Origin of the sequence: Flavobacterium branchiophilum FL-15 (genome assembly GCF_000253275.1) — a bacterium.
Lineage (GTDB): Bacteria > Bacteroidota > Bacteroidia > Flavobacteriales > Flavobacteriaceae > Flavobacterium > Flavobacterium branchiophilum.
This window is the reverse complement of the sequence record NC_016001.1, coordinates 3,091,017-3,114,170: the sequence shown is the minus strand read 5'-3', so window position 1 is coordinate 3,114,170 and position 23,154 is coordinate 3,091,017. Positions and strand designations below refer to the sequence as shown.

The window sequence follows — 23,154 nt, the reverse complement described above, 5'->3', positions numbered from 1 at the left end:
ACCTATTAAATAACAAAAAAAAGAAAATTATGAGTATTAGAATTTTATTTAAAAAAAGAACTGAAAGTTTTTTTTCGTTTTTGGTTTTGATGTTCTTGCTTTATGGGCAAAGTGCATTCTCTCAAAAAATAGATGTTAGCGGCACCGTATTTGACGATACTGGATTGACATTAATTGGCGTTAACGTAGTCGAAAAAGGAACCAAAAATGCTGTAAGCACAGATTTGGATGGTAAATTTAAAATACAAGTATCAAGTTCAAAAAGTGTACTGGTATTTTCCTATATAGGATTTCAGGAATTGTCTCAAGTCGTAGATAACAAAAAAACGTTAAGTATTGTTTTGAAAAGTACCGCAGCCAAACTCGATGAGGTTGTTATTGGATATGGAACCCGAAAAAAATCAGATTTAACAGGGTCTGTATCAGTAGTTTCTGGCGATGATTTGAAAAAAATCACTATGCCAAGCGTTGCAGAAACATTAACAGGTCGTATTGCAGGTGTAAGAGTAACCTCGGCAGAAGGAGCACCAGATTCAGAAATTAACATAAGAATTAGAGGTGGTGGTTCTTTAACCCAAGATGCAGCACCTTTGTATATTGTGGATGGTTTTCCTGTAAATAGCATTAATGATGTTTCTCCTTCAGATATTGATAACCTGACCGTTTTAAAAGACGCTTCTTCTACTGCAATTTATGGTTCAAGAGGGGCCAACGGGGTCATCATTATCACTACCAAAAAAGGAAGCAAAAACGGTAAAGTGTCTGTAAGTTTTAATTCATTTTATGGAAATAAAAAAATAGCTAAAACAATTGATGTTTTAGATGCTCAAGATTATTCCAATTGGCAATACGAATATGCATTACTAAATAATATTTTGCCTTCTTATGTGAGTGCGTTTGGGGCTTGGCAACCAAATAAATTTACAAACGCAGCAACAACCAACTGGCAAAAAGAAATTTATGGCAGAACGGGAACTACTCAAAGTAATGATTTAGGAATTAGAGGTGGTAACGAAAAAGTCAATTATAACTTCAATTATACAAGATATAATGAAAAAGCGATCATGCTTGGTTCTGATTTTACGAGAAATAATATCTCTTTAAATTTAAAAAATAAAGCAAGTGATAAAATAGATTTGTCGTTTACTTTGCGTTATTCTGATACAGAAATTAGAGGTGGTGGAGCAAATGAAAAAAATGAAGTATCGTCTTCCGATTCAAGATTAAGACACGTTGTTGGGTATGCCCCAATTTCACTCACTGGCGTTACAACTGATAATACAGATGAGGCAATTTCTTCTTATTTAGTAAATCCATTTGTGGCTGTTGCCGATAATGATCGTTTGCAAACCAGAAAAAACTACAATTTACTTGGAGCAATTTCATGGAACTTAGCCAAAAATTTAGATTTTAAATCTGATTTTGGATTTGATAATTATTTTTATTCTGATAATAGATTTTATGGCCGTTCAACCTATTATGTGGACAATATTCCTCTAGCAGAAAATCAAGGGTTGTCTGCACTTGTTACAAGCGACAGAGTGGATAATAAATTTAGATTTGCAAACACATTAAATTACGATTTCAAAGATTTATTAGGTAGCAAACACAAATTAAAATTACTGGTTGGTCAAGAAACTATCAATTATAAATCGACAACCAAAACAGAAACAATTCATGCTTTGCCAAAATTATTTGATTTTGAAGACGCCATGAATCTTACCTCACAAGGAAAACCCCAATCGGTTAATAATTTTGTCAATCCAGACGATAAATTAGTGTCATTTTTTGGTAGAGTAAATTATGATATTAATAATAAATATTTATTTACAGCAACCTATCGTGCCGATGGCTCTAGTAAATTTTTAGGAAACAACAAATGGGGTTTCTTTCCTTCTGCAGCGGTAGCTTGGAAAATTTCAGAAGAGGATTTCTTGAAAAACGTTTCATGGGTCAAAGCTCTTAAATTAAGAATAAGTTATGGTGAGGCAGGAAATAATAATATTCCAACAGGGCAAACCTTGCAAACCTTTCAATCGACATCATCTGCATGGATTAATGGCGTAACAAATTATTGGTCAGCGGCAAAAGTTTTAGCAAATCCCAATTTAAAATGGGAAACAACCATAACTCAAAATGTTGGTCTTGATTATGACTTATTTGGCGGAAGAGTAAATGGTACTGTTGAAGTTTATAAAAATTTAACTCAAGATTTATTAGTTCGTTTCCCAGTTCCAGGAACAGGATATGATTACCAATTTAGAAACGTGGGTGAAATTCAAAACTCAGGTATTGAAGCATCTTTAAACCTAATTGCATTAGATAAAGAAGACTATGGATTGAGTTTTGGATTTAATATAAGTTTTAATAAAAACAGAATCAATTCATTAGGCGAATTAGCCAATTTTGGACAAGCTACAAACTGGGCTTCAACGGCTATCGGAAATGATTTCGTTGTAAATGTTGGAGAGCCAATTGGGTTGATGTATGGTTATCAAAATGATGGCCGTTATGAAGTGTCCGATTTCAATTATTCGGGTGGTATATATACTTTGAAACCAGGAGTTGCAAACGCATCTACTGTTGTAGGCACTGTTGTTCCTGGAAGTATGAAATTGAAAGATATTAACGGAGATGGTGTAGTAAATATTCAGGATCAAACCGTTATTGGAAATGCCAATCCAAAACACACCGGTGGATTTGTGATTAATGCCAATTTGAAATCATTTGATTTGTCTGCCGCTTTTAATTATAGCTATGGAAATGATATTTATAATGCAGATAAAATTGAGTACACAACTTCAAATGTAAACGGTCAATATAGAAATTTAAGCACCCAAGCTGCAGGTGGCGTTCGATGGACCAATATTAATGCGGCAGGACAATTGGTAACAGACCCAACAGCGTTAGCGGCACTGAATGCCAATACCACCTTATGGTCTCCAAATATGAACCGTTTTGTTTTTTCTGACTGGGCGGTAGAAGATGGTTCTTTCTTAAGATTAAACACCTTAACATTGGGTTATTCATTACCAAAGTCATTAATTGACAAATTGGGAGTTTCTAAATTCAGATTCTATGTAACAGGTAACAATATATTTGTATTAACCAAATATTCTGGTTTAGATCCAGAAGTATCAACAAGAAGAGATACGCCTTTAACACCAGGTGTAGATTCATCTCCTTATCCAAGAAGCAGACAGTTTGTATTTGGATTAAATCTAAATTTTTAATAAATAAAATAATTGAATTATGAAAAAGATATTATTAATTACGACCCTATTAATATCAGGATTATTTACTTCCTGTGATGAGTATTTAGACGCTCCGTCTGAATCAACTCTCGATGAATCTGTAATTTTTTCTAATCCAGATTTAGCAAAAGGTGCTGTGGATGGCATCAAAATTCCATTAGGTGAAACCAACTCATACAGAGGACGTTTTTTGCCTTGGTACGGACTCAATACCGACTCGGAATGGTATAATACTTCTGAATCAACTGCAGATGATAAGGCCGATTTGTGTACTTATGATGCAAAATCGAACAACAGTCAAATGAATACTTCAAATAACGTTTGGGCTCAAATGTATGCCGGAATTGAACGTGCCAATATTTGTATTCGTGGCATTCGTAATTATGGAAACCCAACTTCTAGTAATGAAATGGGATATTTATTGGGCGAAGCTTTAACTTTGAGAGCTATTTATTATGCAGACTTATTAAAAACTTGGGGAGATGTACCTGCTCGTTTTGAACCAATTGGTACAAAAACCATTTATTTGCCAAAAACCAACAGAGATGTAATATACAAACAACTTATTGCAGATTTAGGTGAAGCTGCTACTCTTGTTCCTTGGCCTGGTCAAAGTGCTGCTACTTCTAGCGTTGAACGAATTAACAAGGCTTTTGTAAAAGGATTGCGAGCAAGGTTAGCAATGGTAGCAAGTGGTTTTCAACAATATCCTGATGGCATAAGAAGAAGTAACGATGCCGCATTATCTGTTCAAACGATGTATTCATTGGCTTTAAGCGAGTGTACTGCTATCATTCAAAGTGGTTCTGCACATTTAGAATCTTCTTTTGAAACTTTTTGGAAAAAATACAATCAAGAAAATATTGCAGCTGGTGGTGAATCTTTGTGGGAAATTCCATTTGCAGAAGGAAGAGGCAGAATGTTATTCACATTTGCTGTTGCACACGCTTCAGTTGATCAATTTCAAGCCAATGGAACCAATAAAGGCGGGGTTGCAGGCCCTCTTCCTCACGTGTTTTATGATTATGATGTTGCAGATACAAGAAGAGATGTAACCTGTGTGCCTTATAGATATGGAACAGCAAGTAGCACTGTTTTAACAAACGGCTTTCCAACTGCCAAACAACAATTAGGTGCTTTAAATAAATGGTATTTTGGTAAATACCGATACGAATGGATGAACCGTAGAGTAACTTCTACCAATGACGATGGTGTAAATAAAATTTATATGCGATATGCTGAGGTTTTATTAATGGCTGCCGAAGCTGCAAACGAATTGCAAGGTCCCGGTGCCGCTGCCGATTATTTGAAACAAATTCGCAGAAGAGCATTTGCACCTGCTCAGCATGCTGTAAAAGTAGATGGTTATGTGAATGCTTTGACCACCAAAAGTGCTATGTTTAATGCTATTGTTGACGAACATAAATTTGAATTTACAGGCGAAATGGAACGTAAACAAGCATTGATTCGTTGGAATTTATTAAAAACAAAATTAGACGATGCAAAAAGTAAAATGTCTAGACTTCAACAACATACAGGCGAATATGCTGATGTAGCTTCAACTTTATATTTTAAATATAATGCAGATAATGTTACTTTGAATATTTATGGTTTAAATCATGGGGAGCTTACAAATCCTGGGGCTGGTTATACCTCTTTTGCATGGAATGTTTTAGACAACACAAAAATAAATTCATTGTATAAAGCAGGAGTAAATCCAGATAATAGACAATTTTGGCCAATTTGGTTGGTGTTCATTCAATCTAGTAATGGACAGCTAACCAATGATTATGGTTATTAGTAGTTTGATTTGTTTTTATTAATAAAAAATGAGAGGTATATTTATAAAATTAACCTCTCATTTTCATATCATTATTATGTGTAAAAAAAACAGTTATTGCCTTTTTTTTATTTTGTTTATTTTTTCAAATGGATTTGCTCAAATAAATCAAATTCCGAATACAATAAAATGGTCTGAAAAAATGGCTTTGTCGATCATGAAACGACATCCTGAAGCCTTTCAAATTGATGAAAAAACAGCACCCAAATGGGATTATGTGCACGGTTTGGTTTTGTCCTCTTTTCAAAAATTATATCAAAAAACAAATGATAAAAAATATTTTGACTATGTAAAAAATTATGCAGATGCAACCATAGATAGTCTAGGAAATGTACAATCGTATCAATATGACAATTTTAATATCGATATGATTGCAGCAGGAAACATCCTTTTTGATTTGTATGAAACAACAGCAGATGAAAGGTATTTAAAGGTAATGCAACAATTGAGAAATCAATTAAAAAATCAACCACGAACACAAAGTGGTGGTTTTTGGCATAAAAAAATATATCCAAATCAAATGTGGCTCGATGGCTTGTATATGGGCACACCTTTTTATACGCATTATACAACTCAATTTGAAAACGGAAAGGATTTAGATGATGTTTCCAATCAATTCAAAATAATACAAGCAAATGCAACAGATGCCACTACGGGTTTATTGTACCATGGTTGGGACGAAAGCAAGCAAATGCCGTGGGCAAATAAAACAACTGGGTGCTCACCAAATTTCTGGTCTAGATCCATGGGGTGGTACATGATGGCTTTAGTTGATGTTTTGGATTTTTTTCCAAAAGAACATCCAAGGCACAAAGAATTAGTAAATTATTTAAATCAAATTGCAAAAAGTATCATCAAGCAACAAGATCAATCGGGACTTTGGTATCAAGTAACCGATAAAGGATCAAGTGAAGGAAATTATATTGAATCTTCTGCATCTTCTATGTTTATTTATGCTTTGGCAAAAGGAGCAAACAAAGGATATCTTCCAAAAAAATATTTTAAAATGGCCAATAAAGCTTTTGATGCACTTATAAAAGATTTAATAAAAACAGATGCTGATGGTCAAATACATATTACTCAGGCTTGTGCAGTAGCGGGTTTAGGAGGCAAACCGTATCGAGATGGGTCATATTCCTATTACATAAATGAAAGAAAAAAAGACGATGATCCAAAAGCAACGGGTCCTTTTATTTTGGCTGCTTTAGAATTAAATAGATAGTAATATGAAGTTTTTTTAATTGTAAATCAATTAGTTACGACAAATTATTTGATTTCAAAAATAGACTGGAAGCATTAAATGAAAAGGGAATGCTTATAAATTTGGTTTTGTAACTTTGCATATTGAATTTGATTCTATATTGTTTAACAAAAAATGAGATTGCTTTAAATTATTTATAAAAATGAAGAAATTTTCAATTCTATTAATGGTATTGTTTTTTACGGTTTCTTGCAAGTCAATTGCACAAGATGCTAAAGCTATAGAAAGCACCAAGCAAACAAAACCACAAGAAAAAGTTACTGATTGGAATAAATTTATGGCATCAAAAGAGGAGCAATGGTTTGGATCTGAAGAGGCTCACAACATTGCTGAAAATGTACTGTTATATCAAAGAGATATTGGTGGTTGGCCCAAAAATATTCAAATGCAAAATTCATTGTCTGATAATGAGGTGCGTCAATTGCTAAAAATAAAAAACGACCCAACAGGCTGTACGGCTGATAATGGTGCAACTTGCCAAGAAATGGTCTTTTTGGCTAATGTGTATCGTCATTTTCCAGAGGAAAAATATAAAAATGCTTTCTTAAAAGGATTGAACTATTTGCTTGTGGCTCAGTATGATAACGGAGGTTGGCCGCAATTTTATCCATTAAAAAAAGGCTATTACACACACATTACCTATAATGATGATTTGATGGCAAACATCTTAAATATTTTACACGTTATCAAAGTCCATTCCAAGTATAACACCATTGAAATTCCAACAGAAATTTACACTAAATCGGTTATTGCATTTGATAAAGGAATCCAATGTATCCTAAAAACACAGTATTTGCAAAATGGTGTTTTGACAGGTTGGTGTGCTCAATATGATGAATTTTCTTTGGCACCTGCAAACGCAAGAGCATTTGAATTGGCATCTTTAAGCGGAAGTGAATCGGCTAAAATTGTATTATTACTAATGGCTATTGAAAATCCTTCAGTAGAAATAATCCAATCGGTGGAAGCGGCTCATAAATGGTTTGAAGCTACAAAAATAGTAGGATATAAAGTGATTAGTATTCCAATTGAAAAGGAGCAAAAAACAGACAAAGTTCTGGTTGAAAGCCTTGATGCAGAACCAATTTGGGCACGATTTATGGAATTGAATAACAATCAACCTTTTTTTTGTGATAGAGATGGCATTAAAAAACAGGCTTTATCTGAAATTGGATATGAAAGAAGAACTGGTTATAAATGGTATGGAAACGAACCTAAAGAAGTCTTGAAAAAATATCCAAAGTGGAAGGAAAATCTAAAAGTAAAATAAATAGATAATGAAACGACTATTTTTATAAAGTTATAAATCTGTAATCGATTACAATCATGAAAGTGCTATTGTTATTTTTGACTTTTAATTGCTGCTTTTCTCAAGCTATCATTGATACGTCATATACCATTCATAGTACTTATAATAAAGAAGTAAAAAAATTTCCGTTTATCAAAAAAGCTGTTTTTCCAATTAATAATAAGGTACAATTATTTAATGATGTTTCTTATAAAACAATACAAAACAGAAATTTAACTTTAGATATATTTATCAAAAAAGACAACAATAGTCATGCGGGAGTTATACTTATTCATGGTGGCGGTTGGAAGTCGGGCAACAAAACACAAATGCATAGTTTAGCTCACGAAATTGCAACTAATGGTTTTACCTGTATTTGCGTTGAATTTAGATTGTCAGACGAAGCAAAATTCCCTGCTGGGATATTGGATATTAAATCGGCAATACAATTTGTTAAAAAAAACGCACAAAAATATTCAATAAACAAAAATCAAATTGCTGTATTAGGATGTTCTTCGGGTGGGCAAATGGCAACTTTAATAGGAACAACAAATGGCAATAGAAAATTTGAAGAGCATATTGAAAATAATAATTCAGATGTTCAAGCCATTATCAATCTCGACGGGATTTTAGCTTTTAACCACCCAGAGTCTCAAGAAGGAAAACTAGCAACTTTGTGGTTAAACGGAAGTTATGAAGAGGTGCCAAATATATGGAAGGAAGCTTCTGCACTAGAACATTGCAACAGTAAAACACCCCCCATACTTTTTATAAATAGTCCAATTACCCGTTTTCATGCCGGAGAGAATGACATGATCAATAAGTTAAGAGACTATGGGATTCACTATGAAGTAAAAAATATTGCTAATGCTCCTCATTCCTTCTGGTTTTTTCACCCGTGGTTTGAAGAAGTTGTAAATTCTTCTACACAATTTTTAAACACAATTTTTAATAAATAATAATAATGAAAATAGTAAAGATAATCACTGTGCTGCTATTGTTGCAATTATCGGTTTCAGCTCAAAATGCACTTCCAAAGGAACAACCCAAAACCTATGCTGAACTGTCCATCAAAGAAGGTGGCAAATGGGTTGGTCAAAAATATGAAGGCGGTACTTTTGTAAATGTATCCAATTTAAAAGTGCCAAAATCGCATTGGGATCATTCTTTTTTTATTCGATATGAAGGACCAGGCTGGGAATCAAATAAAATTGCCTACAGGTTATATTTAGATTGGAGAAATTGCATCGATATTTTTGGAAAAGTTACAGATACATTGGTGCTTTCAAAAGTGGGTTTAGATGGTTTTGAATCGTATCATCATGAAAGCCCTTGGGGAATGGACATTTTGAAAGTTGGTAAAGGCTTGGGTATTGGAGCCATTGGACGATTTTCAGGTTCAGAAGTGTTGCATTTTCAAAAAGTAGATTCCACTTTTGTAACTATTGAAAACAAAGAAAAGCAATCTTCTGTAATTGTGAACTATAAAGGATGGGAAACCAACTCGGATAAAATAGATTTTCAATCCACTTTAACAATTGATTCGGATAGTCGCTACACCAAACACACCATTCAAACCTCAAAAAAAATAGAGGGCATTTGCACAGGAATTGTAAAATTTAAAGCTATTGATTTAGTCTCAAAAACAAGTGAAAACAAAAAATGGGCTTATATGGCAACCTACGGAAAGCAATCATTAGTCCCCGATAATTTAGGAATGGCTGTTTTTTATAAAGTTGCAGATGTAAAAGAACGTAAAGAAGCCGAATTTGATCATTTAATAATTTTTAAACCTACCAAAAAAGAAGTAACTTTTTATCTTTTAGGTGCTTGGGAACAAGAAAAAGAAGGCATAAAAACACAAGAAGAATTTTATAAATATCTAGATCAAAAATTAGAAGAATTAGAAAAGAAAAATAAAATTTAATAATAAAACGGTGCATTTATGATTGTCAATTTCAAAAAAGCAACTCCCATTCTTATCATCATCTTTTTTTTACTTGGGGTGAAAGGGTTTTCCAATTGCTTTAAAGTAAAGAACACTGATTTTTATAAAATTGTGGCTCAAGATGGCACCGGTGATTATGTCTCTATCCAAGCTGCAATAAATGATTGTGCATCTTTTCCTAATGAAAGAATTACAATTTTTATTAAAAACGGAGTTTATAAAGAAAAAATAAAAGTCAATGAATGGAATACCAATATCATATTATTAGGCGAAAGTAGAGCAAATACAATCATAACCCATGATGACAATTTCAATAAAATGGGTGTTGGAAAAAACAGTACTTTTTTAACCTATACTTTACTAATTGAAAGTAATGATGTGATATTAAAAAATTTGACAATCGAAAACGCGTCTGGTGCAATTGGTCAAGCAATAGCTTTGTCTGTTATTTCTGACAACGTTATGGTTGTAGATTGCAATATTATTGGGAATCAAGATACATTATACGCCTCTGGCAAAGGAAGGCAGTATTATAAAAATTGTACTATTGAAGGTACTACCGACTTTATTTTTGGTAATGCAACCGCTTATTTTGATTGTTGCGAAATCAAATCAAAGAAAAACTCCTATATTACAGCAGCTTCAACTCCCGAAGAGTCAAAATATGGTTTTGTTTTTCAATCATGTCATTTTATTGCAGATTCAAATGCCACAAAAGTATATCTTGGAAGACCATGGCGAATTTATGCAAAAACAGTCCTTTTGAATTGTATTCTTGAAAAACATATTGATCCAGAAGGCTGGCACAATTGGTCAAAACCAGAAGCAGAGAAAACAACTTTTTATGCCGAGTTTCAATCCGTTGGAGATGGGTCTAATACAAATAATAGAGTACAATGGTCGCATCAATTGAATCAAATAGAGGCAAAGAAATATGAAATGAAACAGTGCTTAGGAACCGATTTTTTTAATACGATTCAAAAATTTTTAAAAAATGAAAAATAACATACTTTTAATATTAGTTCTACTGTTTCTGTTTAATGGGTATGCCCAAAAAGTAACCATTTATGGCATTGGCGATTCAACAATGGCAGATAAAGTGCATCCAAATGAAAATCCAGAACACGGTTGGTTGCAAGTGTTTCCAAAATTTCTAACCAGCGATGCAATCGTTATCAACAAAGCAGTTAATGGACGAAGCACTAAAAGCTTTTTGAATGAAAAACGATGGGACTCAATTTATAAAAATTTAAAACGAGGCGATTATGTCTTCATTCAATTTGGGCATAATGATGGCAAAGTAACCGATTCTATTAGATATACAAACCCACACACGGCTTATCGTTACAACCTGATTCAATTTGTTCAAGAAACCCGCCAAAAAGGAGCAATTCCTATTTTATTTTCTTCAGTTACAAGAAGAAATTTTAACGAACAAGGCGTATTAGTAAGCACTCATAACGATTATACCCAAGAAACCCGATTGATTGCAAAAGAATATGAAGTCCTTTTTATTGACTTAGAATATTTATCTGAAAAATTAGAAATGTCTTATGGTCCAGAAAATTCAAAAAAATTACATCTACACTTCATTGCAGGAGAAAATCCATATTACCCAAATGGCAAAGAAGACAACACGCATTATTCCTTGCTAGGTGCAACCGAAATTTCAAAAATAGTGGCCCAAACTCTACTTTCAATAGAAGATACTTCTGTTAAAAAATTAAAGAAAGTTGTGGATAAAGAACGTTTTTAAATCCATAATTTTCAATAGTTTGGGCAGTCTATAATAACTTTTAGTGATTTCTGATGTGTGCCAAACATCATTTTCTCTAGCAATTTTTTCAAAAGACCCGATTTATTTTGGGTTTGATTCGATAAAAAACCCTCTCAATGCCATTGCTAACGCACTGATTTCCGCTTTGGAGCTTGGATTTTCGTTAGGTGTTTTTAAAATAAATATTTTATTAAAAACAGTAAGGCATTAAAAACCATTAAGTTAGAATTTGCAATGGCTTTTTTGATTATATATTAAACCCAAATTACGCATTAGAAATCTATTACAATCTAAAACTACTTCAAAAATAAGCACTTTATTCACTTTTTAATATTGTTTTTTTGGTGTTCATCAATCTACGATGTCTCCTTTTTAAAATGTTAAAATATTAATATATTCCAAAATTTTAAAAAGTCCGTGAGCACTTATTTTTATTGTATTTTTAGATTTCATTACGAAGTCTAATGCGTAATTTGGGTTAAAGAATGCTAAAAAAAGTGAACAAGATGAAAAATTTTAAATTAGCAATACATTAGTTTGAAATGTGGAGGCCCGCAGCCCGACCTGAGTGGAGCTCTTTTTTTCTTGCCTGTGCGGTTAGTTGATTTCGGCAAGAAAAAAAAGCGGGAACGGAGGGCGGAATAGCTGCCCAAATAATTAAAAAACCAATCCCTATTTTTACTTTTATTTACTTTTAAAATAGCTAATATATTAATTTTTTTTTGTATTTTTGCATTAAAATAGCTAATATGTTGGCTATATTATTTTTTAATAAAAACACATAAAATGCGTTTTACGATAAACAAACAACCTTCGGAAGTGTTGCTAGAAATTGCTAAAAGAGAGGTGAAACTGAGAAAAAGTCGGCGATTTACGCAACAAGAAGTCGCCACACGAGCCGGTGTTTCGTTGGGAAGTTTGAAACGCTTTGAAACCACAGGACAAATTAGTTTGGAATCGTTGTTGAAATTGGCTCATTTTTTTGATTGTTTAAAGGATTTTGATCTTTTGTTTTATAGAGAAGACACTTCCGAAATTGAGAAACTTTTTAGTAAAAAATAAAGCAAATGAAAACGATTGAAAAACTAGAAGTAGCCCTTTTATTTGATTCAGAACCACAGAAAGTGGGCGAATTAATTTTGCTAAACAACAAGATTTATTTCAAATATTTTGATGCTTTTTTAGAGAAAAGAATCAACATTTCGCCATTCAAATTACCTTTTAACGCAAGTGTGCAGCAACTACCCAACACTATTTTTGATGGCTTATTTGGTGTTTTTAATGACTCATTGCCAGATGGTTGGGGAAAATTGTTGGTTGATAGGTATTTACAATCGAAAGGAAAAACTAGTAAAACAATTAATCCTTTAGACCGATTATCAATTGTGGGAAAAACTGGAAATGGTGCTTTGATTTACGAACCCATTCAAAAGATAGAAGAAATTGATAATCAAGAAATTGACTTGGATTTTTTGCATACACAAATGCAATTGGTACTTAGCGGAACGGCAACTGAAGTGCTTGATGAGTTATTTCTTTTTGGAGGTTCATCTGGGGGAGCAAGACCGAAAATTAATGTTGGCTATAACCCTGAAACCCATCAAATTATCCCAAGTTTCGACCATTTACCAGAAGGTTTCGACCATTGGATTATTAAATTTACATCTTCTTTTGATGCTCCAGATGCTTCCCAAATTGAATATGTCTATCACAAAATGGCGCTTTTGGCAGGTATTGAAATGATGCCTTGTCGTTTGTTCCAAGGAAAATCAGGGCGCTATTATTTTGGCACCAAACGTTTTGACAGAAATAAAAACAGCAGACAACATTTGCATTCCATCAGCGGATTGTTGCATGATGATTTCAGAATGAGCAGTTTAGATTATGGGCATTTGATGGATGCTGCTTTTCAAATGGAAAAAAATACGGCGGTTTATGAAAAAATATTTCGATTGGCAACCTTCAATTTATTAACTCATAACAGAGACGATCATAGTAAAAATTTCTCGTTTTTGATGAATAAAAATGGGATTTGGCAATTTGCACCGGCTTATGATTTAACTTTTTCATCTTCTTCCATGGGAACACACAGCACAAGTTTTGCTGGCGAATATAAAAACCCAAGTGTTCTACATTTGAAAGAATTAGCCAAAGTATTTGGATTAAATCAACCCGATTCCATTATTGATGAAGTGAAAAATGCCATACAACAATGGGAAACTTTAGCAAAAAATCATGAAGTTTCTAATATGGCTATAAAAACCATCAAAAACACGATTCTGAAATTGATAAAATACTGATAATTAATAATTTAAAATTTTAATGCTAAAATTTTTTACTACGCAAAATAATTACGCACTTGCTCGTTCATCTTTGCATCAGAATATTAAAAGAATGAAATTATGAAAGAAAACAGAACATTTTCGGGTAAAGATTTGATCGCCTTAGGATTTTATCAAGGGGCGTGGTTCAAAGACGCAATTGCATATATCAACGCTAATGATTTATCGCAAGAGGAAATGATGGTTTATTTGGAACAATTTAGAGCACCTGCTCCTTTGGATTTGCACGAAGTTCCTGTTGATTTTTACCAAAACATTTTGGCTGACAATGAATTAGAAGAAAAAAACAAAACCGATGTGGTGCAAACCATGATGGAATTAATGAAAACCCCAACCTTAATCAAAGGCGCCATTATGCCCGATGCTTGTCCGACAGGATCTATTGGAACCATTCCTGTGGGTGGTGTTGTGGTTGCCAAAAACGCCATTCACCCAGGGATGCATAGTGCCGATATTTGTTGCTCGGTGATGCTAACGGATTTTGGAAAAACAGACCCAAAAACCGTATTGGATGCCGCTCACGAAATTACACATTTTGGCGGCGGCGGAAGAAGTAGAGAAGACCAATTCCGTTTTCCAGCAGAACTTTTGGAACAATTTGAATCGAATGCCCTTTTGAATGATCAGAGAATGATGAGTGTGGCACGTTCACATCTTGGAACTCAAGGCGATGGGAATCATTTTTTGTTTGTTGGTATTTCCAAAAAAACAGGCAACACCATGTTGGTTACACATCATGGAAGTAGAGGAGTGGGTGCCAATTTGTTTAAAAAAGGAATGCATTTGGCAGAAAAATTCAGAAAAGTGCTTTCGCCAAAAACCTTGAAACAAAATGCTTGGATTCCGTATGAAACACCCGAAGGAAAAATGTATTGGGAGGCTTTGCAAATCATCCGTTCGTGGACAAAGAAGAATCACGAATGCATTCACGACGCCACTTTAGAAAAATTAAACGAAGAAAAAGAAGCGAGATTTTGGAACGAACATAATTTTGTTTTCAAGGACGGCGATTTGTTTTATCATGCCAAGGGAGCAACGCCTTTAGATCCAAAGTTTATGCCCGATATTACTGGTCCAAGATTGATTCCGTTGAACATGGCAGAACCCGTTTTGATTGTGGAAGGCGCAACAACCGAGAGCAATTTAGGATTTGCACCACACGGAGCCGGAAGAAATACCAGCAGAACCCAACATAAAAAAACCAAAGCCCATCAAACCATGCAAGCCGTTTTTGAGGAGGAAACCAAAGGCTTGGATGTTCGTTTTTTCTCCAATGAAATCGATATTTCCGAATTGCCATCGGCTTATAAAAATGCCGCTTCGGTGCGCGAGCAAATGGAAACCTTCGGACTGGGAACGGTTATTGATGAGGTAATGCCTTATGGGTGCATCATGGCAGGAAATTGGGAAAAAAACGCACCCTGGAGAAGGAGATAATCGGGTATTTAAATTAACGGCTGGACTTTAGTCCAGCCCTATTAATGTATTGCGATTGCAAATTTCCAGTTAAGTCCCGTAGGGACGATTCATTTTGTAGCGACGGATTTTAATCCGTTGTTGAAAATACGTTTCATTTTGTAGCAACGGATTTTAATCCGTTGGAAAAAAGACGATTCATTATGTAGCAACGGTTTTTAATCCGTTGGAAAAAAGACGATTCATTATGTAGCAACGGATTTTAATCCGTTGGAAAAAAGACGATTCATTTTGTAGCAACGGATTTCAATCCGTTGGAAAAAATTATAAAAAATCATAGAAATGAAACAAAAAATCCATCAAAAACTTCGGGAAATTGCTCTTGAAAAAGGAGTTGAACTACTTACTGCGGTAGAGTCGGGAAGTCGGGCTTGGGGGTTTGCCTCACCCGACAGTGATTACGACATACGATTTATTTACAAGCACAATTTGGATTATTATTTGTCGCTTCGACAACAAGCAGACACCATTGAATTTATGACCACAGACGATTTAGACGGAAGCGGTTGGGATCTTCGGAAAACCTTATTATTGTTAGCCAAATCCAATGCTTCGCTATTGGAGTGGTTGTTTTCGCCTATTGTATATTTAGAAAATGAGGATGTTATGAATAAAATGAGGGAGTTGGCTTTAGACTGTTTTTCTCCCATAGCATGTTTGCATCATTATTTGGGAACCACAAAAAATTTTATGCCCCTTTGTCAAGCTGAAGAAATCAAACTTAAAAATTATTTTTATGCCCTTCGGACGGCTTTGGCTGGAAAGTGGATTATTGAAAACAATAGTATTCCGCCAGTTGCTTTTGAAGCGTTGTTGCCAATTGCACCTCCAAATATTCAAGAAAAAGTGGCGTTTTTAATGGAAGTTAAAAAAAATCAAAATGAAAAATATTTACATCCCAAAGAGCAAGAGATAACCGATTTTTTAGTGCAAACCATGTTGTTCAATCAAGAAAATGCGGCCGGATTGAAAAGCGGAAAGAAAATGGGTGCAGAAATTGATGCTTTTTTCTTTGAATTAATACGCTAATTTCTATATAAAATGAAGTATTGATTTGGATTTTTTCAAAAAAGAAGCAATTATTGGTTTGGATTTTTTCAAAAATAACTATATTTGCATCAAAAACAATACGTTATGTATTTCAAAAGAAGTATAGACCAAAAATTAGCTGATTGGAAATCCAAAGCAAACCGAAAACCCTTGTTGTTGCGAGGTGCAAGGCAAATTGGAAAAACATCGGCAGTTAGACATTTAGGGCAATCTTTTACCTATTTTCTTGAAATTAATTTTGACGAAAATCCGCAATTGGTTTCCCTTTTTGAAGGCAATTTGAGCATTGAAGAACTTTGTAGTCAGTTAGAAATTATCGTTGGAATTCCTATTATTGAGGGAGAGACTTTATTGTTTTTAGACGAGATACAAGCAGCTCCCAATGCCATTAAAATGTTGCGTTATTTTTTTGAAAAAAAGAATAATTTGCATCTTGTTGCCGCAGGTTCTTTATTAGAATTTGCTTTAGCCGATTTGCCTTCTTTTGGAGTAGGAAGAATTTCAAATTTGTTTGTGTACCCTTTTACTTTTGAAGAATTCTTAATAGCAATGCAGGAAGAATTATTACTAAAAGCCATTCAAAACGCTACAACAACGAAACCAATTTCAGATTTAGTTCACCAAAAAGCAATCAGACTATTAAAATCGTTTTTAATTGTTGGGGGTTTACCAGAGGCGGTTGCTACTTTTGTAAAAACCCAAAACTATGCTTTAGTACAAGAAGTTTTGGATGAATTGATAGTAACCTATCAAGCTGATTTTTCAAAATATAAATCAAGAGTGCCTCATATAAGGATTCAAGAAGTATTTAGAAACGTCATAATGCAGGTGGGTACCAAATATTCGTATTCGCTGCTTTCGGACTACAAAAATTATCAAGTAAAAGAAGCAATAGAGCTTTTGCAAATGGCAGGATTGGTATATACTGTAACCCATTCGGCTTGTAATGGCATTCCTCTGGGTGCAGAAATTAATCCTAAAAAGCGAAAAATTTTGGTTTTTGACACCGGAATATATCAGCGATTGTTGGGTTTGGATTTGGCACCTTTGTTTTTAAATGACGATCTCAATTTAATAAATAAAGGTACAATTGCCGAATTGTTTGTGGGTTTGGAACTCCAAAAAAACAATCCCGATCCTTTAGCGGGTTTATATTACTGGCAGCGTGAAGCCAAGAATAGTCAAGCAGAAGTAGATTATGTAATCCAACAAAACCAGGACATTATTCCAATTGAGGTAAAAGCAGGAACTAAAGGAGCCATGCAAAGTATGTATCTTTTTTTGGAAGAAAAAAACACCCCATTTGGTATTAGAACCTCTTTAGAAAATTTTGGTGAAATCGAAAAAATAAAAATTATTCCCATTTATGCAATCGGTATTGCTATTCAAAAAAAGTAAAATATGACCATTCAAGACCTTAAAAACCATAATCTTATCCTTTTTGAAGTAATTTCAGGAAGCAAATCTTTTGGATTAGACACTCCAACTTCTGACACGGATATAAAAGGCGTATTTTATTTGCCCAAAAACTGTTTTTTCGGATTGAATTATATTCCGCAAATAAGTAACGAAACCAATGATGAGGTGTATTATGAATTAGGACGATTTGTTGAACTTTTACTCAAAAATAATCCCAATATTTTAGAAATTTTAGCCACTCCAGACGACTGCATTTTATACAAACATCCAATCATGGAACGATTACAGCTACAGGATTTTTTATCCAAATTATGCAAAGATTCGTTTGCCGGCTATGCTTATACACAAATAAAAAAAGCACGAGGACTCCATAAAAAAATTGTAAATCCAATGGAGAAAGAACGTAAAAGTGTATTGGATTTTTGTTATATAATTGAAGGAAATAATAGCATTAGCTTTCCCGCTTGGATGGCATCAAATTCTATTGATCAAGCCAATTGCGGTTTGGTAAATATCCCGCATGTCAAAGGGGTTTATGCGCTTTATTATGATACAACCAAAAGTAAAGGTTATAAAGGAATTATCAAATCCGAACTTTCCAATGAAGTAGCTCTTTCGTCAATTCCGAAAGGGGAAAAAGAAAAGGCCTTTTTATATTGCCATGCAGATGGCTACTCGGTTTATTGTAAACAATATGCCGAATATTGGGATTGGGTAAACAAACGCAACCAACAACGGTATGAAACAAACGAGCAGCATGGCAAAAATTATGACAGTAAAAACATGATGCACACCATGCGTTTGTTACAATCGGCCTATCAGATTTTATCAACCAATTCGCTTCAAATACGGGTAACCAATAGAGAAGAATTGTTAGCCATCAAAGCAGGTACATTGGATTATAACTCTTTGATGCAGCAAGCAGAATCGTTGATTGAAAAAATAGAGGAAAGCTATGCAACAAGCACACTTATCGACGAACCCAACTCAAAGAAAAGCATCGAAAATTTAATCGAAATGCGAAAAATTTTGTATCAAGAATAGAACGGTATTTAATTAATCCGTTCAAAAAAAGTTTTCCGATTTGGTTTTTTTCAAAAATTAATGAATTATTGGTTTGGATTTTTTCAAAACAAATTACAAATGACTTGTTTTCAGGGTTTTATAAACAAACAAATTTCCTCAAAGGATTCAATACTTTTTAGATTTTTTCAAGAATTAAAACAATCCAATTTTTTAGCTACCAAAGCTTTACTAAAACTCATTTTTCAACAAAAAAAACAAAAATTTCTTTTTGAATACACTTTAATTGGTATTAAAACAAGCTTAGATGAGTTCCTTTTTTTTGAGCGATTAATGGGACTTGATACGGAAATGAAAAATCATTTATAGGATTATGATTTAACCATTTGTCTTCATCTTCTGGTTTTAGGATGATGGGCATTCTTTTTTTGATATTATGAATTTCAGTCATTAGTTCATTGGCTTGCGTTGTTACAATGGTGTAGGTGTTTTTAATCTCGCCAGTATGCGCATTCACCCATTGCGAATACAAACCAGCAAAGGCAAATAAATCATCATTCCCGACACCAATTTCATACTTTATTTTATTCTTTCCTTTGCTATCAAGCCATTGCCATTCATAAAAACCATTAGCAATAACCAAACATCGTTTATTTATTGAACTTTTAAAAGATGGTTTTTCTTCAACGGATTCGATACGGGCATTTAAAGTTAATTTTTTTATGTACTCGTCTTTAGACCATGACGGTATCAAACCCCAATTAAAATGCTGGATTACAGCAGGTTTATCGTCTGTAATTATTGGATTTAATCCAAAATCAAATCCGTTACAGGATTCCTGAAGCTGAAACAAAGAAGCATTTTCAATTTTGGCTTTGAATCGGTTTTCTACTTCCTGTGCTGATTTAGTTTGTTTGGAATGGAAACACATAGTTAAATTTTTATGGTGATTATCTCATCAATTCGTGTGGTAAACGAATTTGATAATTTCTCTTGTTTCATTTTCCATTGTCTGCCCAGTGATTGATTCCCAAACTTAATTTTGTTTTTGCCATAGCTTTTATTTAATTGGTCAACAACCGACATTAAGGGCTGGTGCTTTGGGTTCGATGTATTAAATAATGATAATTGGGTTTGGTCGTTCGGGGTCAAACCCATAACAATAACACCGGCTTTTTTATAATAATAGCCTTCTTTAAATATGGCTTTTAGCCCTATTTGGGCATACTTATTTAACTCAATGGTAGAGTTAGTTGGAAAATCTGTATTGATTACGATATTGCGGGAATATTGCGGCTGGTCTTGTCTGTGATAATTGGTAAGTACAAAAACCATAATCATATTACAATGGCTGTTTTGTCGTCTCAATTTTTCGGAACAAGAAGCAGTAAAGGTTGAAACTCTTTCAGATATATCTTCAAACTTGGTTAAAGATTTTTCAAATGATCTTGTTGTCGAAATCATTTTTTTGCTTTTTGGACTTTCTAAATCCAAAGTTGGTTTTCCTTCTAGTTCATGTTTTAATCGCAACCCTACAACCGCCATTTCTTTACGCACCCAATCATCGGTAAGTTGTGTAAATTGATACGCATTCCTTATATTTTTGGCTTGCAAGCGTTTTGCATATTTTCTGCCAATGCCCCAAACATCTTCTATTTTAGTCCATTTAAGCGCCTTTATTCTCTTTTCTTCAGTATCAATTACATATACATTTTTGGTTCTTTCGGGAAACTTTTTAGCGATTTTATTGGCAACTTTTGCAAGCGCTTTGGTTGGTGCAAATCCAATACTTATTGGAATACCTGTGTTTTTGGTAACTGTTTTTTGAATTTTTAAACCATATTCATCCAAGTCAAAATATTCAAAACCTTCTAATTTTAAGAAAGCTTCATCAATACTATAAACTTCAATTTCGGGTGAAAAAGTGGATAGGGTATTCATTACCCTGCTGCTCATATCGCCATACAAAGCATAATTAGACGAATAGACAAATACATGATGCTCTTCAAATAGTTTCTTATACTCAAACGCTGGTGCGCCCATCGGAATGCCTAAGGCTTTGGCTTCGTTTGATCGTGCAATAACGCAACCATCATTATTGGAAAGTATTACTACTGGTTTCCCTATTAAATGTGGTTCAAAAACCCTTTGACAAGAGGCATAAAAGTTATTGCAATCTGCTAAAGCGAACATTTTTTTTAGTGTTTAGTTAGAAAGATTTTATACTATGAATTACTATTCCCCATATCATTAACTCGTTTTCTTGAGTTACTTTTATGGGTTTGTATTCTTCATTTTCGGCTATTAACCAAACGATATCTTTTTCGATTTTAATTCTTTTTACTGTAAATTCTCCATCAATTTGACAAATGGCTATTTTCCCATCTTGAGGAATTAGACTCTTATCGATTACTAATAAATCCCCATCAAAAATGCCCGCATCTTTCATGGAATGGCCTTTGACTTTGGCGAAAAAAGTACTGTCTTTGTGTTTGATTAGATGTTTATTCAAATCAATAGTCAATTCAATAAAATCATCTGCTGGAGAGGGAAAACCCGCACTGATTCCAACATCGACAAATGGGAGTTCCAGAGTTGTTGCATAATCTGGAGCAAAAAATTCAAATATTTTGGTACTATGTAAACTTCTTAATTTCATTTTTTTCACTTAAAATATTTACAAATATTAAAATTTTTATACGTTTATTTTTATAAAAAAAACAACTAACCAAGGCAGTAGGTTTTTTGTTCAAAGGTAATTCATTTTTTTTTAATACCAATCCCAAAGGATTAATTAATGAAAAAGAATCGTCATTTATGGAATGAAAATAGCCCGTTTGAGGTTAGTACAAGCCCAGCCATCTGCCTGATTTAAGTTCTTTTTTTCTCTTTTTTTAAATTATTTTACACAAGAAAAAATGATATAGAAATGAACAATAAAGCTGTTTTTATTAAAAAATGTACTTAATGAATTAACTGTCAAAAAAAATAAAAGATTGACGCTGTTGATGTTAAATGCGTAGGAAAATTCATCTTAAAATTTTCAACAAACATTTTTTTATTTTTTCAGATCAAAAATCAATCTTCTTGTTTACTTTTACTTCAAAAAAAACAAAACGTATGGAAAATCAAAAAAATAGTTTTATAGACAATTACAGGAGCATTTTACTGTTGCTTGGAGGCATTGTGGTGGGTAGCGTTTTGGGGCTTTTGATGGGCAAGGAAGTTGTAATTTTTAAGCCACTTGGCGATATTTTTTTGAATTTGTTGTTTACGGCCATTATTCCGCTTATTTTTTTTACGATTGCCTCGTCGATTGCAAGTTTAGAAAAAACAGAGAAATTAGGAAGACTTTTTTTGGTGATTTTGCTGGTTTTTTTGGCTACTATTATCATTTCTAGTGTTTTGATGACTGTGGGGGTTTTGATTTTTCCGATACAACAAAGTTTTGTTGTGTCCACTTTACCTTCAGAAAGTGTGGCAAGTGTGGGGGTTGGCACTCAGATAACACAGCTGCTAACGGCAACCGATTTTTTTGAATTGTTGTCCAGAAAAAGCATGTTGGCCCTGATTATTTTTTCGTTCTTAATAGGTTTTGCCACGCTCCAGTCGGGCGACAAAGGCAACGATTTTAAGCGGTTTTTACATTCGGGCAACGAAGTAATGAAGCAGTTGTTGCACTTGATTATGAAACTGGCTCCCGTTGGTCTTGGGGCCTATTTTGCTAATCAAGTAGGTATTTTTGGGCCTCAACTGTTTGGGGCTTATGCTAAACCATTGGGGCTTTATTATGCAGTTTGTGCTTTTTATTTTGTGGTTTTTTATTCGTTTTATGCTTTTGTAGCAGGCGGCAAAAAAGGGGTGTCGTTGTTTTGGAAGCACAATATTACTCCGTCTTTGACGGCCCTTGGCACATGTAGTAGCATTGCCACAATCCCAGCAAACTTGGCTGGTGCCGAAAAAATGAAAGTACCGGGTTATATTAGCCACGTGGTTATTCCCCTTGGTGCACCACTACACAAAGATGGATCTGCCATGTCGTCGATTGTAAAAATTGCGGTAATGTTTGCTATTTTTGGAAAAGATTTTACGAGTTTGAACACTATAATATTAGCATTAGGCATTACCATAATCGTATCTGTTGTAGAAGGAGGTATTCCAAATGGAGGCTATATTGGCGAGGTTTTGGCCATTACAGTATATGGTTTTCCAATGGAGCAAGCCCTGCCAGCGGCCATGATTGTTGGCACACTTGTAGATCCTATGGCTACGCTGCTCAATGCCAATGGTGATTTGATCAGCTCGTTGCTGGTTACCCGAATATCAGAAGGTAAGAAATGGCTTGTTGAAAAATAATTTCACAAATAATCGTTAAATAATTTTTTTATATCAAAAAATGCAGTAATTTAGCCGAAATAACAAACAACATTAAAAAGCGTGTTAAGTAACCGATTTTATTTTAGCAATTCATTTTAT

The 23,154-nt window shown here is 33.9% G+C and carries 18 protein-coding genes; 15 read left to right on the top strand and 3 right to left on the bottom strand.

The annotated features are described in order from the left end of the window. Nucleotides 1-29 precede the first annotated feature (29 nt). From FBFL15_RS13500 to FBFL15_RS13430, 14 genes are all read left to right on the top strand, one after another. Nucleotides 30-3,233, top strand: a complete 3,204-nt coding sequence (locus FBFL15_RS13500; protein ID WP_014085110.1) for a SusC/RagA family TonB-linked outer membrane protein — start codon at nucleotides 30-32, stop codon at nucleotides 3,231-3,233. Nucleotides 3,234-3,252: 19 nt separating this feature from the next. Continuing rightward, complete coding sequence (locus FBFL15_RS13495; protein WP_014085109.1) at nucleotides 3,253-5,055, top strand: RagB/SusD family nutrient uptake outer membrane protein; 1,803 nt, start codon at nucleotides 3,253-3,255, stop codon at nucleotides 5,053-5,055. Between the two features lie 28 nt (nucleotides 5,056-5,083). After that, a complete protein-coding gene (locus tag FBFL15_RS13490) occupies nucleotides 5,084-6,316 on the top strand; it encodes a glycoside hydrolase family 88/105 protein (protein ID WP_231847470.1) in 1,233 nt (410 codons plus the stop codon). Nucleotides 6,317-6,497: 181 nt separating this feature from the next. Beyond that, a complete protein-coding gene (pelA, locus tag FBFL15_RS13485) occupies nucleotides 6,498-7,625 on the top strand; it encodes a pectate lyase (protein WP_014085107.1) in 1,128 nt (375 codons plus the stop codon). Between the two features lie 56 nt (nucleotides 7,626-7,681). Further along, nucleotides 7,682-8,602 carry an alpha/beta hydrolase gene (locus tag FBFL15_RS13480; protein ID WP_014085106.1) on the top strand — a complete coding sequence of 307 codons (921 nt, stop codon included), beginning with the start codon at nucleotides 7,682-7,684 and terminating at the stop codon, nucleotides 8,600-8,602. A 5-nt stretch (nucleotides 8,603-8,607) separates the two neighbouring features. Continuing rightward, entirely contained in the window at nucleotides 8,608-9,570 is a 963-nt protein-coding gene (locus FBFL15_RS13475; RefSeq protein ID WP_014085105.1) for a DUF4861 family protein, read from the top strand. Nucleotides 9,571-9,588: 18 nt separating this feature from the next. Continuing rightward, entirely contained in the window at nucleotides 9,589-10,596 is a 1,008-nt protein-coding gene (locus FBFL15_RS13470) for a pectinesterase family protein (RefSeq protein ID WP_014085104.1), read from the top strand. Further along, nucleotides 10,586-11,347, top strand: a complete 762-nt coding sequence (locus FBFL15_RS13465; RefSeq protein WP_014085103.1) for a rhamnogalacturonan acetylesterase — start codon at nucleotides 10,586-10,588, stop codon at nucleotides 11,345-11,347. Before FBFL15_RS13470 ends, FBFL15_RS13465 begins: the two co-directional genes overlap by 11 nt. 807 nt (nucleotides 11,348-12,154) lie before the next feature. Beyond that, nucleotides 12,155-12,430, top strand: a complete 276-nt coding sequence (locus FBFL15_RS13455) for a helix-turn-helix domain-containing protein (RefSeq protein WP_014085102.1) — start codon at nucleotides 12,155-12,157, stop codon at nucleotides 12,428-12,430. A gap of 5 nt (nucleotides 12,431-12,435) precedes the next feature. Then, a complete protein-coding gene (locus FBFL15_RS13450; RefSeq protein ID WP_014085101.1) occupies nucleotides 12,436-13,668 on the top strand; it encodes a type II toxin-antitoxin system HipA family toxin in 1,233 nt (410 codons plus the stop codon). 102 nt (nucleotides 13,669-13,770) lie between these two features. Further along, a complete protein-coding gene (locus tag FBFL15_RS13445; RefSeq protein ID WP_014085100.1) occupies nucleotides 13,771-15,147 on the top strand; it encodes an RtcB family protein in 1,377 nt (458 codons plus the stop codon). 321 nt (nucleotides 15,148-15,468) lie between these two features. After that, on the top strand, nucleotides 15,469-16,215 hold the full coding sequence (locus tag FBFL15_RS13440) for a nucleotidyltransferase domain-containing protein (RefSeq protein WP_014085099.1): 747 nt from the start codon (nucleotides 15,469-15,471) through the stop codon (nucleotides 16,213-16,215). Between the two features lie 105 nt (nucleotides 16,216-16,320). Further along, nucleotides 16,321-17,634, top strand: a complete 1,314-nt coding sequence (locus FBFL15_RS13435; protein ID WP_014085098.1) for an ATP-binding protein — start codon at nucleotides 16,321-16,323, stop codon at nucleotides 17,632-17,634. A gap of 3 nt (nucleotides 17,635-17,637) precedes the next feature. After that, nucleotides 17,638-18,699 carry a DNA polymerase beta superfamily protein gene (locus FBFL15_RS13430; RefSeq protein ID WP_014085097.1) on the top strand — a complete coding sequence of 354 codons (1,062 nt, stop codon included), beginning with the start codon at nucleotides 17,638-17,640 and terminating at the stop codon, nucleotides 18,697-18,699. Between the two features lie 271 nt (nucleotides 18,700-18,970). Here the strand turns inward: FBFL15_RS13430 and FBFL15_RS13420 are convergent, their stop codons facing one another. From FBFL15_RS13420 to FBFL15_RS13410, 3 genes are read right to left on the bottom strand one after another with little or no spacing between them, the layout of a single operon-like run. Further along, nucleotides 18,971-19,609 carry an SOS response-associated peptidase gene (locus tag FBFL15_RS13420; protein ID WP_014085096.1) on the bottom strand — a complete coding sequence of 213 codons (639 nt, stop codon included), beginning with the start codon at nucleotides 19,607-19,609 and terminating at the stop codon, nucleotides 18,971-18,973. Between the two features lie 2 nt (nucleotides 19,610-19,611). Then, complete coding sequence (locus FBFL15_RS13415; protein ID WP_014085095.1) at nucleotides 19,612-20,871, bottom strand: Y-family DNA polymerase; 1,260 nt, start codon at nucleotides 20,869-20,871, stop codon at nucleotides 19,612-19,614. A 16-nt stretch (nucleotides 20,872-20,887) separates the two neighbouring features. After that, nucleotides 20,888-21,337 (bottom strand): LexA family protein, encoded by a 450-nt coding sequence (locus FBFL15_RS13410; RefSeq protein WP_014085094.1) that lies wholly within the window; start codon nucleotides 21,335-21,337, stop codon nucleotides 20,888-20,890. Between the two features lie 461 nt (nucleotides 21,338-21,798). Between FBFL15_RS13410 and FBFL15_RS13405 the strand changes: the two genes are divergently transcribed. Next, nucleotides 21,799-23,034: a dicarboxylate/amino acid:cation symporter gene (locus FBFL15_RS13405; RefSeq protein WP_014085093.1), complete on the top strand. Its 1,236-nt coding sequence runs from the start codon at nucleotides 21,799-21,801 to the stop codon at nucleotides 23,032-23,034. The last annotated feature ends 120 nt before the right edge of the window (nucleotides 23,035-23,154 follow it).

What these genes read in the sequence shown, in the direction of transcription:
- FBFL15_RS13500 (WP_014085110.1), top strand. Translation starts at nt 30, where the DNA reads ATGAGTATTAGAATTTTATTTAAAAAAAGAACTGAAAGTTTTTTTTCG.
- FBFL15_RS13495 (WP_014085109.1), top strand. Translation starts at nt 3,253, where the DNA reads ATGAAAAAGATATTATTAATTACGACCCTATTAATATCAGGATTATTT.
- FBFL15_RS13490 (WP_231847470.1), top strand. Translation starts at nt 5,084, where the DNA reads ATGAGAGGTATATTTATAAAATTAACCTCTCATTTTCATATCATTATT.
- pelA (WP_014085107.1), top strand. Translation starts at nt 6,498, where the DNA reads ATGAAGAAATTTTCAATTCTATTAATGGTATTGTTTTTTACGGTTTCT.
- FBFL15_RS13480 (WP_014085106.1), top strand. Translation starts at nt 7,682, where the DNA reads ATGAAAGTGCTATTGTTATTTTTGACTTTTAATTGCTGCTTTTCTCAA.
- FBFL15_RS13475 (WP_014085105.1), top strand. Translation starts at nt 8,608, where the DNA reads ATGAAAATAGTAAAGATAATCACTGTGCTGCTATTGTTGCAATTATCG.
- FBFL15_RS13470 (WP_014085104.1), top strand. Translation starts at nt 9,589, where the DNA reads ATGATTGTCAATTTCAAAAAAGCAACTCCCATTCTTATCATCATCTTT.
- FBFL15_RS13465 (WP_014085103.1), top strand. Translation starts at nt 10,586, where the DNA reads ATGAAAAATAACATACTTTTAATATTAGTTCTACTGTTTCTGTTTAAT.
- FBFL15_RS13455 (WP_014085102.1), top strand. Translation starts at nt 12,155, where the DNA reads ATGCGTTTTACGATAAACAAACAACCTTCGGAAGTGTTGCTAGAAATT.
- FBFL15_RS13450 (WP_014085101.1), top strand. Translation starts at nt 12,436, where the DNA reads ATGAAAACGATTGAAAAACTAGAAGTAGCCCTTTTATTTGATTCAGAA.
- FBFL15_RS13445 (WP_014085100.1), top strand. Translation starts at nt 13,771, where the DNA reads ATGAAAGAAAACAGAACATTTTCGGGTAAAGATTTGATCGCCTTAGGA.
- FBFL15_RS13440 (WP_014085099.1), top strand. Translation starts at nt 15,469, where the DNA reads ATGAAACAAAAAATCCATCAAAAACTTCGGGAAATTGCTCTTGAAAAA.
- FBFL15_RS13435 (WP_014085098.1), top strand. Translation starts at nt 16,321, where the DNA reads ATGTATTTCAAAAGAAGTATAGACCAAAAATTAGCTGATTGGAAATCC.
- FBFL15_RS13430 (WP_014085097.1), top strand. Translation starts at nt 17,638, where the DNA reads ATGACCATTCAAGACCTTAAAAACCATAATCTTATCCTTTTTGAAGTA.
- FBFL15_RS13420 (WP_014085096.1), bottom strand. Translation starts at nt 19,609, where the DNA reads ATGTGTTTCCATTCCAAACAAACTAAATCAGCACAGGAAGTAGAAAAC.
- FBFL15_RS13415 (WP_014085095.1), bottom strand. Translation starts at nt 20,871, where the DNA reads ATGTTCGCTTTAGCAGATTGCAATAACTTTTATGCCTCTTGTCAAAGG.
- FBFL15_RS13410 (WP_014085094.1), bottom strand. Translation starts at nt 21,337, where the DNA reads ATGAAATTAAGAAGTTTACATAGTACCAAAATATTTGAATTTTTTGCT.
- FBFL15_RS13405 (WP_014085093.1), top strand. Translation starts at nt 21,799, where the DNA reads ATGGAAAATCAAAAAAATAGTTTTATAGACAATTACAGGAGCATTTTA.